Raw genomic sequence first — 13437 nt, 5'->3', positions numbered from 1 at the left:
TCTACTTTTTAAACTTATCTTGATTATCTACAAACCACTCATAAGCCAACTTCAATCCATCCTCTAGAGCGACTGAATGCTGCCATCCTAAAGTCTTGAGCCTATCCACATTCATTAATTTTCGTGGTGCTCCATCAGGTTTTGTAGAATCAAATTTTATTTCTCCTTCAAAGCCAACCACTTTCGCAACTGTTTTAACTAATTCACGAATTGTACAATCGACACCAGTACCAACATTGATATGACTTAACATCGGTTCAGTATTTTCATCGTATGTTGTTTTATCAAGGTTCATTACATGAATCGACGCATTGGCCATATCATCAACATATAAAAATTCACGCATTGGCTTTCCACTACCCCAAGCAATCACCTCTATATCACCATTTAATTTTGCTTCATGGAAACGACGTAACAAAGCAGGAATGACATGACTATTTTCAGGGTGAAAGTTATCAAAAGCACCATACAGATTTGTTGGCATGACACTGCGGTAATCTCGCCCATGTTGACGATTATAGCTTTCACAAAGTTTGATACCTGCAATTTTGGCAACAGCGTAAGGTTCATTGGTTTCTTCTAGTGTTCCTGTTAACAAAGCAGATTCCGACATAGGTTGCTCTGCTAATTTAGGGTAGATACATGAAGAGCCTAAAAATAGTAACTGCTGAATATTAGCCAAATGTGCACTATGGATAATATTGCACTGAATCATTAGATTTTCGTAAATAAAATCAGCAGGGTATGTACTATTAGCAACAATACCACCAACTTTAGCTGCTGCTAAATATACTTGATTTATTTTTTCAGTTTGAAAAAATTCAAGGACAGCTTGTTGATTAGTTAAATCAAGCTCTTTACGTGAGCGAGTGATTATTTCGATGTTTTCATCATTAGATAGCTGACGAACTATAGCTGAGCCAACCATGCCATTATGACCGGCGACAAATACTCTTTTTTTACTATTCATAAATACCTTAAATTGAAAATCTATCTACTACACACATTCAGCAGACTCCAAAACACACCTAAACAGAAAACTCTATTTCACAAAAAGGAAAGAATGAGAAACTCAAAACATTTAACAAGTATATTCGTTAAATATTTTATTTCTTTTAAGCGTAGTATCTCATTCAGTTCTCTTTGTTATTTACTTAGCTTTCAACTGTAACTGCTAGATCATAACCATGGCTTTTTAAGATTGCGTGTTGTTTGGCTTTATTTAGGTCATTTTCTACCATTTCAGCACACATCTCTTCAACAGTAATTTCTGGAACCCAGCCTAGTTGTGCTTTGGCTTTTGATGGATCACCAAGTAGCGTTTCCACTTCTGCAGGGCGGAAGTAGCGAGGATCAACCTTAACAATCACATCTCCAACTTTAAGTGCTGGCGCATTATCACCCGTGATAGATTTTACCGTTGCAATTTCATTAATACCTTCGCCCGAGAACTCAAGTTCAATGCCTGCTTCTTTAGCAGAAAGTGTTACAAACTCACGCACCGAGATTTGCTTGCCTGTTGCGATTACAAAATCATCCGCTTTATCTTGTTGTAGCATCATCCACTGCATACGAACGTAGTCTTTTGCATGACCCCAATCACGCAATGCATCCATATTACCTAGATATAAACAGTTTTCTAAACCTTGTGAGATATTAGCGATTGCACGAGTAATTTTACGCGTTACAAATGTTTCACCACGGCGAGGTGACTCATGATTAAACAAAATACCGTTACATGCATACATACCGTAAGATTCACGGTAGTTAACAACTATCCAATATGCATACATTTTTGCAACTGCGTAAGGTGAGCGCGGGTGGAATGGGGTTGTTTCTTTTTGCGGGATCTCTTGCACTTCACCATACAACTCTGAAGTAGAAGCTTGATAGAATTTTGTTTTCTTCTCTAAGCCTAAGAAGCGGATTGCTTCTAATAAACGTAAAGTACCCATCGCATCAACATCAGCGGTGTATTCTGGGCACTCAAAAGAAACAGCTACGTGAGATTGTGCACCTAAATTGTAAACTTCATCAGGTTGTACATCTTTAATTATGCGTGTTAGGTTTGATGAATCAGTTAGATCACCATAATGTAAGAAGAACTTCTGATTTTTTTCATGATTATCTTGATAAATATGATCAACACGTTCTGTATTTAATGAAGAAGCACGACGTTTTATCCCGTGAACTTCGTAACCTTTTTCTAATAAAAGCTCAGCAAGATAAGAACCATCTTGGCCCGTAACACCTGTAATTAATGCAACTTTATTTTTTTCCATTGTTTTATTATCTCTTAATTTGTTTGTATTAAACCTGCATTACAGGGCTTGGATTTTATTTAGTGTATTTACTACACATTGGTATGCAGATTCAAAAATATCCGCCTCCGCATAACAACGTAATTCAGGCGCATTCCCTGAAGGTCGTAAATGTATAATTTGATTATTTACTAGCGTTAATCGAAGTCCATCGGTTGTATCAATATTATCAACATTGACACTTTCTATCCCGATTAGCTTAAGTAGATCTTGTGGCTCAGCTTCACCTTGCGCTATTAATGCTTGGCTTTTTTCCGTTGCAAAGTTTTGAATACGGTCACTGTGAGTAAAACGTTGTGGTAGCTCTTTCACTAATGTTGAAATAAATGTGTTCTGTGCTGCCACTAAAAGCATTATTGCAGGAAGTACCGCATCTCGCGTCGGTAGTGCTTTTAACGGTTGACCATTAACTAGCACATCACTGCCTAGCAAGAATCCACCATTTGCTTCAAAGCCTGCTACAGAATTAAATTTCTTAGCTAAATTAGCGAATTCAGCTATTACATACGGCGAGCCAATTTTGGTTCTTTCTATATAAGGGAAACGCTTACATAATTCAATTGCCGTATTACAACTAACCGGCACAGCTAATGCTTCGATTTTTAATGCTTCAGAGGTTAGTAAACCTAAAATATCACCTCGTAACCAATTGCCATTTTCATCCGATACTAGTGGACGATCGCCATCGCCGTCGGTTGAGAATACTAAATCGAGATCGTGCTCTTTAGACCAATTAATTGCTTTTTGGGTGTCTTCTTTTGAAACCGCTTCGGTGTCAATCGGTACAAATTGATCACTGCGCTCTAAACTAATAACTTCGGCACCAAATGCTTCAAAGATTTTGTAGTAAAGATCACGCCCTGCACTTGAATGTTCATAAATCCCAATACGTTTGCCTGCTAACCAAGGTGTATCAAACAAAGACGTATAACGCTCAATATAATCTTCAGCTGCTTTATTATTTACGGTCAACTCAGGTAGTTCTGAAACATCTACAAACGCAACTGCTGCGTTTAAAATAACTTCTTCATCAAGCTTACTAATTTCACCATCTGGACGATAAAATTTAAGACCATTTCTATCAAATGGAATGTGACTTCCAGTAACCATAATGGCAGGAATTGCATCTTCTTGAGCAACATAAGCCAATGCAGGTGTAGGTACTACACCATAATAGATAACTTCAATATCTAACTGTGTTAAAACTGATGCACAAGCTTGCGCCATTGCATAACTGCTTGGGCGATTATCAATCGCAATAGCAATTTGTTTAAATTCGAAATTTGGTTTTATTGCTGCAACAAAAGCCGCACTAAATGCTCCGCATACATTTTCTGTAAACTGAGTAACTAGACCACGAGCACCACTTGTACCAAAAGCAACACCACTTTCTTTAATTACTGTTGAGCTAACTAACTTAGTTGACATATTTTCCCTTAGCTTCTGCCGTAACGATCTTCAAAGCGAACAATATCATCTTCACCAAGATAACTACCTGTCTGAACTTCAATCATCTCTAGTGGGATTTTACCTGGATTTTCTAGTGCATGAATGGTTCCAAGAGGAATATACGTCGATTCATTCTCTGTCACAATGATGGTTTCATCGCCATTTAACACACTTGCAGTCCCTGATACAACAATCCAGTGCTCTGAACGGTGGAAGTGCTTCTGAATTGAAAGTTTCTCCCCAGGTTTAACAGTAATGCGTTTAACTTGGTCTCTTGCACCAAAATCGATAGAGTCATACTTACCCCAAGGGCGATAGACTTCTCTATGCAATTTTTGTTCAGTGCGCTCTGTTTCTTTCAATTTATTTACAATACTTTTGACGTCTTGAACTTTATCTTTATTTGCAACCAAAATGGCATCTTTAGTTTCAATAATAACTAGATTATCGACACCAACGGTTGAAACTAGTTTGTTTTCTGCATAGATGTAATTATTTGTCGAATCAACGGTAATGACATCACCTTTAATGACATTTTTATTTTCGTCTTTTTTTGATATTTCCCATAATGCAGAAAATGACCCTACATCACTCCACCCTGCATCCATTGGAACGACTACCGCTGAATCCGTTTTTTCCATAACCGCGTAGTCAACCGACTTATCAGGACAAGTCTCAAACACATCAGCATCTACACGAATAAACTCTGCATCTTGTGAAGGTTTTGCAATCGCTTGTTTACACACATCTAGAATTTTGGGTTCATACTTAGCCAGCTCTTCAAGATAACGACTGGCCTTGAATAAAAACATACCGCTATTCCAGTAATACTCATTTGTTGCTAAGTATTTTTCAGCGGTTTCTAAATCAGGCTTTTCAACAAACTCACTTACAGCAAATGCATTTCCTTGCTTCTCACCCGCTTTGATATAACCATAACCGGTTTCTGGTGCGTTAGCCACGATACCAAAGGTGACTAGTTTACCTTCTATTGCTGATTGCTGTGCTTTTTTCACTGATTCAATAAATGCGATTTCATTTTCAATCACATGATCGGCGGCTAGTATTAACAAAAGTGGGTCTTCATCATCTTTAGCATTATTTATTGCTTGTAATGCTGCAAGTGAAATTGCTGGCGCAGTATTTCGACCTACAGGCTCTAAGATAATACCGCCATGCTCAAATCCACCTAAACGCATCTGCTCTGCTGCAATAAAGCGATGTTCTTCGTTACAAATAAGAATCGGTGCTTGATGTTCAAGACCAGAAAGGCGTGATGCTGTTTGCTGTAACATCGTCGCATCATCAGTAACACTTAAAAACTGCTTTGGATAAAGTTCACGAGAAAGTGGCCATAAGCGTGAGCCTGTACCGCCAGCCATAATTACAGGGGTTATCATGTTCAATTCCTAATTCTTATTTTAATTTCGAATTTGTAGCAGCCATATCAAAATCGGCTTGCCTATTATCTTGAAAATACCATTTAGTATGAATATGGGTTTGTTGATTATTTAATAGCTCATCTTCTGAAAACCATTGATAAGATGAATGTTGCTCTAATGGTAAATTTGATAGGTCTTCACCTATATTAATTTCATAGGCCAAGACTACATAATGCGTCGTAAAGTCATCTTCTGAAAAATTATCATCATAAAAATGCTGATATATGCCATTGAACTTTGATTCAACACAATCCAAACCTAATTCATCTTTTATGAGGCGATGAAACGCTGAGGTAAAGGACTCATCCTTTAATATTCGCCCACCAGGTACAAACCAATACCCTTTTGCCGGACGGTTCAAACGTTTTCCAAGCAAAACTTTCCCTTCATCATTACGAACAATAAGATCAATGGAAATAAGTGGGGTTGATGCGATGACCGTTTTGAATTTTTCTAAAGGGAGCATGTGATACCTAAAAACCCAGACACGCTACCGCCCGCAGGTGATCGCGCATCCCTGGCGCATGAAATTCATAGATGTGTATTTTGGTAGAAAATATACGCAACGCTAACTAAAACGCTTCGCTCTAAAAACAATAAAATCAAAAGAAAAAAAGAGCCAAATAAACGACTCTTGCTCTTATAGTAGCGAAGCGAACTAGTATCTAGTATCTAGTCTTCTGCATTTTAGCGCTGCATTTTAGCGCTGCATTTTATCCCATTCCTTCACATAATTCACCTTTTCGCCACCTAAAATCACACTTTAATTTGCCATTGCTTGAAACATTATCCGCATTTGTGCGCTCTGTATGCATTGGTTTCCTAACCGATACATCGTGGGTTTATCCGTTTCATTAATGACCTCTATATCAATAAAGATACTGGCATTTCTCAAAACAGAACGAAATGCATATTCGCCGTGCATTGATAACTGCTGGCAAATGTATGCTTTGCTTATCGGAGTCGGGTAGGCTTTCCGCATTAGCTCTAGCAGCTCTCGCGGGCGGCCATTCGCTAATATAATATGTCTTGCTAAAATTTGTTGTTTTTCAGATTTTTTTAATATTTTCATTCGCGGTCCCTAGCTTATTTATTCGGTCTTATTTTTGTATTTACTTATTGTTGGTTTTCTCTAACATGGCTTGAATGCGGTGCTCTATGGGTTCTTTTGTTCCGCTTTTTCTATGAGCGTTCACCAAGACATCAATGTGCCTTATCGGTAATCCAATGGTTGATGCTGAGTTGTCTATTGGCTTATCAGTGGATTTATGGCTTTTTCCTTTAGAGGAAGAGAGGGCTTTGGCGCTGCGTCGTAGCCAGTTGTTAACAAAATGTCCTAACTGCTCAGGCGGGCGCTGTTTATTGGGGTGAACGACTAACCAAGCACGTATGGCATTTAGCTCATCCATCACATTAATATTAGAATAGCTTTGTACTAACACCTGATAAAACTCATCGTAAATGGCTTGCTCGCCTTGTGTGGTTGGCAAGCGGATAACGGGTTGCGTTTGTTCCCCTTTTTCTTTGTCTTTGTCTTTCTTTTTTTCATTCTGACTGCTTATGTGTGCAGTTGTGACCCCCTCTGTGGGTGTGCCTATTTCCCCCTCCTCAGTGCCTAAACTGCACACCTCAATGTGGCTACCTTTAGGAATACGCAGTTGATACAAGTTACTTCGCTGTCGCCCTCGCTTATCAAACCGTTTTACTCGCTCTACAAAACCTAACGTTTCTAATTGTTTGATGTGATTTTTTACGGTACGGACAGAGAGTTCACAATATTGTGCGAGGTAATCGTAGGAAGGAAAGCACATACCATGAACATCAGCATTGTCCGCTAACTTTAGTAGTATCAACTTGCTAATGGGTGATCCGGTTTTTAGCGCCATGCACGCTGAGACTAAATGGTGACTCATCTGTTTCTCCTCGTATAAAAATCATGACTCATGACTTAACTGGAGATATATCGATTAGGGATTGCTTTTTTATCGACTTCAGAGTGTTCTGGCGCGCACTTCTCATTTCGTGTTATTGAGTTAACAGCGTCACATAGCAAGCCCCCTAAGCGTTCACAAAATACACAGCTCAACACTTTTTACACATCCCTTTTTTCTGTTTTTATTTATGTACCTGCTCTGATTTTCATATGACTAGAATTTTATTTTTATTTATCCCCACTCGTTAGTATCACAATACAGTGGCTCTTCGACTGTACAAAATCACAGTAAAGCTACACAAAAAGGAGAGGTTATGACCAAAGCGATACCAAGATTCATTGCTCTTTATTCTGCTACGTCTGCCAGTATTGAAACTCATCAAGGAGGTGAGCTTTTCTCTCGCTATGAGGATGGACTATCCCCTACCCGTGAGGATTTTTTACACCATTTACTTGATGTACAACGTGCTTATCCACTTGGCTTTTATGTCGCTTATTTACGTTGGGTTGATACTAATCCCCGTTATTTCTCGGCATTAATCCAGGCGCTGCATCAACACCTTTATCTGCCTTTATCTTTAAGCCGTCAGCATCAACACGCTGTGGTATTAGCTACCCTTTATTTTTTATTAACGGATGCGGTGCTAAACCATGAGTATTATCAAGAGGGGGTTACTCGTGCAGTCTCAATTTCAGAGGCGATACGCTGTTATGGGGCTGCTTATTCTTGTGATGAGGTTGATGCGGTACTGGTAGAGGCGGTTCTCAATCAATACCACTGGTTAGCGCAGGATTATCATGCGTTTGTGGTAGGGTTAGAGCTAGATGAGATAAATACCGTAGTTACGATAAATAACACTAAGGGGGAACATGATGCGTAAGCCCTCTCTTCGTTACATTACGGTACATTGCAGTGCTACTCAGGCTAGCGTAGATATTGGGGTTTGTTTAATTGGTGGGACTGATAAGGCATTGCAAGCGCAAGATAATTTTACCTTTGCGCAGCGTAAGGCGTTGTTTGGTTTGATTACTCAGTTGCAACACCAGTTTGAGATTAAGGATGAGGATGTGAGGGGGCATAATGAGTGGGATAGTGGCAAGGCGTGTCCGGTGATGGTGATTAATCACTAAACTAGAGGCTAGACCGCTTCGCTTCTATAAAAGCAAAAGCTAAAAACAAGATTAAGAGCAGAAGTACGCACTGCTCTTGATTTTGATCTTTCTAGTTTCTAATTTCTAGTTCTTCTTTTCTAAATGCGAATCTCACTAATACCACCGCCGCACCTAACATTCCACCAAGCAGAGTGCCTAATACTATAATCAGTGCACGTTTTGGCTTAATGTGGCTCGCTGCTTTCACTGGCTGTTGAATTACTTGGACCAATTCTGTGTTTGGGTTTTTAAGTAAGGTGATTTTATACAACTGTTGCGCGTATTTTTCTGCAAGTACATCTTGTACTTTTTCTATTTGATTTTGCGCTAATAATTCTTTTGTTGCCACTAATTCTAGATCAATGTTAACTAACTCGCCTTGCTTATAAGCTTGATTTACATACTGAGTAAATAATTGCACATTTTGATAAATGTCATCGGAATTATGGCCCTGCTGAGATACAAATATACTAGAGCCTTTAGCCGAAATAGATAAACCATTCAAGGTTGACTTGTTGCTCTGAGCTAACGAAGAAATAGAATCTTTCATCGACTGAGCACTAATTTTAGGTAGCTCTAAATTTGTTTTAGGTACCATGTGATTACCGACTGCACCGCCTAAGCCCTCAATGATGCCATACGGATCAGGATTAACAACCAATACTGCTTTTGTCTCATATACATTTGGTTGACTTAGGGCAAATACTGTTGCGCCTGCGGCAAATAGCACTGTTAAACCAATAATCCACAACTTACCAGCCCAAAGAGCCATAAATAGTTCTTTAAGGTCTATCTCATCATTCTGAAATGAGGGTGGCTGAGGGTATTGCTGAAACTGTTGTGGTGATTGATTGTTCATTTTTATTCCAAGTTTATTTGAGGTGAGAGTTCAGATCGCTTCGCTAGCAGAATTCAGAGGTACTAACTTTTAGTATGTAAAGTACAATTAATACTTCTGAACTCTGCAAAGAAGCTTGCGATCGTTCTAAATTCTATAATCTGCTCTTATAATGCGCTTCTAATTCTAATATCTGTATTCTGCCCTGCTCTGTCGCCATTGGCCTAACTACATTCAACATTTGTAGCATGCCTTGATAGATAATATTTTCTGTTATCTCTTTGTCAGAAAGTAAGGCGGTCTGATAATTTATCCAACAAGAAGCAACCAAATGCAGAGTTTTAGTCAGCGCTTGTAGCTCATCATCTTCAAGCGCTATTAAACCAGAATCACGAAAATTATTCATGATCGCTATTAAGTTATCGTGCAGCGCAAGCTGAGCTTGAGTGTATTTTTGTTTTAGTTTTTCATCTCTGCTTAAGATATCAGGCAAATTAGCGTAGAAAAAACGGTAGTTCCACATCAACTCAAAAATCGAATCAAGGTAACTTAGCATTATTTGCACGCTAGGCATGTTCGATTGATCTTCTTCTGCCATTGGTTTAAAGCGTGTTTTTAGATCGATAGCGTAGTTATCAAAAATACTATTAATGATCTCTTCTTTATTACGAAAATGGTAATAAAGATTGCCAGGGCTAATTTCAAGATGTGCTGCGATGTGGTTGGTGGTGATGTTGCGCTCACCGTTTTGGTTGAAAAGGGTTAAGGCACCGAGGATTATTCTGTCTTTTGTTTTCATGCTCTTTCCGCGCCAATTAAATTCAAATATTTTAAAATTGTAACTGAAAAAGTAAGGTGAAACTAGAAACTATACGCAATGCTAACTAGAGACTATAAGATCAAAAGCCCACGCTTCACTTTTTTCTCTTATCTTTTTGAATGATTGTTGCAATAACTTTTGCTATTTCTCTTGTTTCTTTAACTAAAATAAGCGCAGGCTCTTTTGGCACACTTGAGGTTTCAATGGCTATCAATAGCTGTGTAAGTAACTCTCCACATGAACCTTTAGCATAATAGTAAAATCGAATTTTCTCCTTAAGTGTCTCTCGTTCTTCACCCTCAGATATGTTTGAAGGTACTGATAACGATGAACGTAAAATCTGATCTTTTAGTGCAAAATTTCTATTCCCTTCAAATAACTCTATAACATCACAAGCCAATCGAGCAGAACGCTGCCACACCTTCAACTTTTCAAATAACACACAATTACTCCTTTCATATTATGTAAGTAAATAAACCTCATCTTATGCATACCTTCTCTTATAGTCTCTAGCCGCTCTAAACATCTCTCGCTATGTAAAATACATAGCTAAACTACCAGCTATAAACACCCCCGCACTTATAGCCTCTAGCTAGCGCAGCGTATAGTTTCTAGCCTCCAAAACCCTCTCAAACTCCTCGCGCACGCTGTCCTCCCCATGTACCACAACAATCTCTTTCCTCCCCTCTTCAATCCCTTCAACAAACTTTATTAAATCTGCTTGATCGGCGTGGGCTGAATAGCCTGACATGGTGTGGATTTGTGCATTGACTTCTACTGGTTGGTTATCAATCCATACTCTTGGTTTTTGGTTTTGCAGATCTCGGCCTAGGGTGCCATGGGCTTGGTAACCTGCAAGAATAATATCGGTGCGTTTATCTGGGAGTAAGGCTTCTAAGTAGTTCATTACTCGGCCTCCGGCGCACATACCGCTGGCAGCGACTATTATGCAGGGCTCAGCGGTGCTTTTTAGGCGGTTGACGATTTGCATATGTTCCGTGTGACTTTCGATGGTGATGCATTGTTCGAAGTTAAGTGGATGACGTTGGTTATTTAGCTTGGTTTTGGCTTCTTTGCTCCAGAGTTTTTTGAAGCGGCGGTATTGCTTGGTAACTTTGTTGGCTAATGGGGAATCTAGAATGATAGGAATTTTTGAGTCAATTTTTTGATGGTGGATTAGGTGCTCAATATCAAACAGTAGCTCTTGGGTTCTACCTACAGAAAAAGCAGGAATAATGATTGCGCCACCATCTTGTAATGAACGATCTATTATTTGCTGTAAGCGTTTTGCTCTGGTTTCTACGCTGTCGTGAAGTTTGTTGCCATAAGTGCTTTCTATTACTAATAAATCAGCACGTTTTGGTGGAATTGGATCGGGCAATAATGGCGTATTTGATGGCCCTAAATCGCCTGAGAATACGACGATTTCATTGTTGGGAAGTTTGATTTCAACGTAAGCAGAGCCGAGAATATGGCCGGCGGGTTGGAATCTTAAGAGCAGGTTTAAGGATTCAGGACGCTTCGCTTTCAGGGAAGAGCAAGAACTTTTAGAGCGAGAAGGTTTAGCTTTAGAGGTGAGCTTAATTTGATGCCATTGGTTGTAGGGGATAGGTTTTATCTGTTTTCTTATTAATTCTAATACTCTTTCTCTTTGGCCTTTGTTTAGGCCGAGTTGCAGTTTTAAACCATCATCTAGCATTAATGGGACTAACTCGGCGGTTGCTGGTGTGCAGTATATGGGTTGCTTGAAGCCTTTTGCTAATAACCAAGGTAAACGGCCAATGTGATCGATGTGGGTATGGGTGAGAATTAATGCTTTTAGGTGGGAGATGGAAAATTCGATATCGAGTTTTTTGTCATTGCCGTGTTTATCTTTTGCATCTTTACCTTGAAATAAGCCGCAGTCGATGAGTATTCCATAATGGTTGCTGTTGTTATTAATGTTGAGCTCGTGACAAGATCCAGTGACGCCGAGTTTTCCACCATAATGTTTGAGGTTTATTTCCAAGTTTGAGTTTTGTGATTGTGTTGGCATTGGTGGTCCTTTTTAAATAAACTATACGCTTCGCTAACTACGTGACTAGATACTATAAAAGCCAGTATTACTGATGAATTAAACACATTACTAACTAGTACATTCCTTTCCTTAACTTTTATAACTCAATTTGTATTCATTAAGCATTCGATACTCAATCAATCCGCTTCATTCATTGTACTTACAACTTGCTTTTCGGTTCATATCTCATGAATCACTCACAACAGTAAGATCTTATCGTTTCTAGTTAGCGATGCGTATAGTCTCTAGTAACGACCACTAACTAATACTTTGTCGCAAAATTACCGCTGCCTTTTACTCCTTTCTTTGCTACAATCGCACCAATTATCTAAATAAATCGTGGTATCAAAATGATCATTGTAACTGGCGGCGCTGGCATGATTGGCAGCAACATTGTTAAGTCTTTAAACGACAACGGCTTTAACGATATCTTAGTGGTCGATAACCTAAAAGATGGCAAGAAATTCAAGAATCTAGTTGATCTTGATATCACTGATTACATGGATAAAGAAGACTTCATTACGCAAATTATGGCGGGTGATGACTTTGGTACCATTGATGCTATTTTCCATGAAGGTGCGTGCTCTGCTACCACTGAGTGGGATGGCAAATACATGATGATGAACAACTATGAATACTCTAAAGAAGTCCTTCATTTTTGTATCGAGCGTGAGATCCCATTCTTATATGCATCATCTGCTGCAACTTATGGCGATACTGATACGTTTGTTGAAGAACGTGAGCATGAAGGCGCATTAAACGTCTACGGTTATTCTAAACAACAGTTTGATAACTACGTTCGTCGCCTATGGGCTGATGCTGAAGCGCACGGTGAAACGGTTTCTCAAATTACGGGTTTCCGTTACTTCAATGTCTATGGTCCTCGTGAACAGCATAAAGGCTCGATGGCTTCGGTTGCTTTTCATTTAAATAACCAAATGAATGCGGGTGAAGATCCTAAGTTATTTGAACGTAGCGATGAGTTTAAGCGTGATTTCGTTTATGTTGGTGATGTTGCTGCGGTTAATCTTTGGTTCTTAGAAAACGGTGTATCTGGAATTTTCAACTGTGGTACTGGCCGTGCTGAACCGTTCCGCGCTGTTGCTGATGCGGTGATTAAACATCATGGTAAAGGCGAAGTTCAAAGCATTCCTTTCCCTGAGCATCTAAAAGGCGCTTACCAAGAATTTACGCAAGCCGATTTAACTAAGCTGCGTGCTGCAGGCTGTGATGTTGAGTTTAAGTCAGTGGCTGATGGTGTTGCTGAGTATATGGCGATTGTGAATAAGTAGAAACTATACGCTTTGCTAACTAGAGACTAGACCGCTTTGCTTCTATAAGAGCTAGGTTTCAGATTTCAGATTTCAGAAAGAAAATTAAGTTCAAGAGCGCTACCGCTCTTGAACTTCTAGTTTCTAGTTTCTAG

General features: G+C 39.2%; 14 protein-coding genes. 3 read left to right on the top strand and 11 right to left on the bottom strand.

Annotated features, from left to right (window positions below; translation table 11 throughout):
* Window position 1: 1 nt before the first annotated feature.
* From fcl to PVK62_RS12760, 7 genes are all read right to left on the bottom strand, one after another.
* Window positions 2–970, bottom strand: coding sequence for a GDP-L-fucose synthase (gene fcl / locus PVK62_RS12790; protein ID WP_274444515.1), 969 nt, complete (start codon window positions 968–970; stop codon window positions 2–4).
* Window positions 971–1154: 184 nt separating this feature from the next.
* Window positions 1155–2282 (bottom strand): GDP-mannose 4,6-dehydratase, encoded by a 1128-nt coding sequence (gmd, locus tag PVK62_RS12785; RefSeq protein WP_274444516.1) that lies wholly within the window; start codon window positions 2280–2282, stop codon window positions 1155–1157.
* A gap of 39 nt (window positions 2283–2321) precedes the next feature.
* Window positions 2322–3749, bottom strand: a complete 1428-nt coding sequence (locus PVK62_RS12780; protein ID WP_274444518.1) for a phosphomannomutase — start codon at window positions 3747–3749, stop codon at window positions 2322–2324.
* Between the two features lie 8 nt (window positions 3750–3757).
* Window positions 3758–5170, bottom strand: a complete 1413-nt coding sequence (locus PVK62_RS12775) for a mannose-1-phosphate guanylyltransferase/mannose-6-phosphate isomerase (protein WP_274444519.1) — start codon at window positions 5168–5170, stop codon at window positions 3758–3760.
* A gap of 16 nt (window positions 5171–5186) precedes the next feature.
* Window positions 5187–5678: a GDP-mannose mannosyl hydrolase gene (locus PVK62_RS12770; RefSeq protein WP_274444520.1), complete on the bottom strand. Its 492-nt coding sequence runs from the start codon at window positions 5676–5678 to the stop codon at window positions 5187–5189.
* A 297-nt stretch (window positions 5679–5975) separates the two neighbouring features.
* The gene (locus PVK62_RS12765; RefSeq protein WP_274444521.1) at window positions 5976–6284 is read right to left on the bottom strand and encodes a hypothetical protein; all 309 of its coding nucleotides are present in this window, start codon (window positions 6282–6284) and stop codon (window positions 5976–5978) included.
* A 40-nt stretch (window positions 6285–6324) separates the two neighbouring features.
* Window positions 6325–7125, bottom strand: coding sequence for a helix-turn-helix domain-containing protein (locus PVK62_RS12760; RefSeq protein ID WP_274444522.1), 801 nt, complete (start codon window positions 7123–7125; stop codon window positions 6325–6327).
* A 334-nt stretch (window positions 7126–7459) separates the two neighbouring features.
* Between PVK62_RS12760 and PVK62_RS12755 the strand changes: the two genes are divergently transcribed.
* Both PVK62_RS12755 and PVK62_RS12750 read left to right on the top strand, forming a co-directional pair.
* Entirely contained in the window at window positions 7460–8026 is a 567-nt protein-coding gene (locus tag PVK62_RS12755; protein WP_274444523.1) for a hypothetical protein, read from the top strand.
* The gene (locus PVK62_RS12750; protein WP_274444524.1) at window positions 8016–8276 is read left to right on the top strand and encodes an N-acetylmuramoyl-L-alanine amidase; all 261 of its coding nucleotides are present in this window, start codon (window positions 8016–8018) and stop codon (window positions 8274–8276) included. The genes PVK62_RS12755 and PVK62_RS12750 overlap by 11 nt, the downstream gene beginning before the upstream one ends.
* A 91-nt stretch (window positions 8277–8367) precedes the next feature.
* Here PVK62_RS12750 and PVK62_RS12745 read toward each other — a convergent pair whose 3' ends face one another.
* The 4 genes from PVK62_RS12745 to PVK62_RS12730 form a co-directional block, all read right to left on the bottom strand.
* Complete coding sequence (locus tag PVK62_RS12745; RefSeq protein WP_274444525.1) at window positions 8368–9156, bottom strand: Wzz/FepE/Etk N-terminal domain-containing protein; 789 nt, start codon at window positions 9154–9156, stop codon at window positions 8368–8370.
* A gap of 133 nt (window positions 9157–9289) precedes the next feature.
* Entirely contained in the window at window positions 9290–9934 is a 645-nt protein-coding gene (locus PVK62_RS12740) for a TetR/AcrR family transcriptional regulator (RefSeq protein ID WP_274444527.1), read from the bottom strand.
* A 115-nt stretch (window positions 9935–10049) separates the two neighbouring features.
* Window positions 10050–10397: a four helix bundle protein gene (locus PVK62_RS12735; protein WP_274444528.1), complete on the bottom strand. Its 348-nt coding sequence runs from the start codon at window positions 10395–10397 to the stop codon at window positions 10050–10052.
* A 150-nt stretch (window positions 10398–10547) separates the two neighbouring features.
* Window positions 10548–11990 (bottom strand): MBL fold metallo-hydrolase RNA specificity domain-containing protein, encoded by a 1443-nt coding sequence (locus PVK62_RS12730; RefSeq protein ID WP_274444529.1) that lies wholly within the window; start codon window positions 11988–11990, stop codon window positions 10548–10550.
* Between the two features lie 371 nt (window positions 11991–12361).
* Between PVK62_RS12730 and rfaD the strand changes: the two genes are divergently transcribed.
* The gene (gene rfaD / locus PVK62_RS12725) at window positions 12362–13303 is read left to right on the top strand and encodes an ADP-glyceromanno-heptose 6-epimerase (protein ID WP_274444530.1); all 942 of its coding nucleotides are present in this window, start codon (window positions 12362–12364) and stop codon (window positions 13301–13303) included.
* The last annotated feature ends 134 nt before the right edge of the window (window positions 13304–13437 follow it).

This window comes from Aliivibrio sp. S3MY1 (assembly GCF_028765575.1).
In the GTDB taxonomy this organism is placed as follows: domain Bacteria; phylum Pseudomonadota; class Gammaproteobacteria; order Enterobacterales; family Vibrionaceae; genus Aliivibrio.
This window is presented reverse-complemented; position numbering and strand designations above follow the sequence as displayed.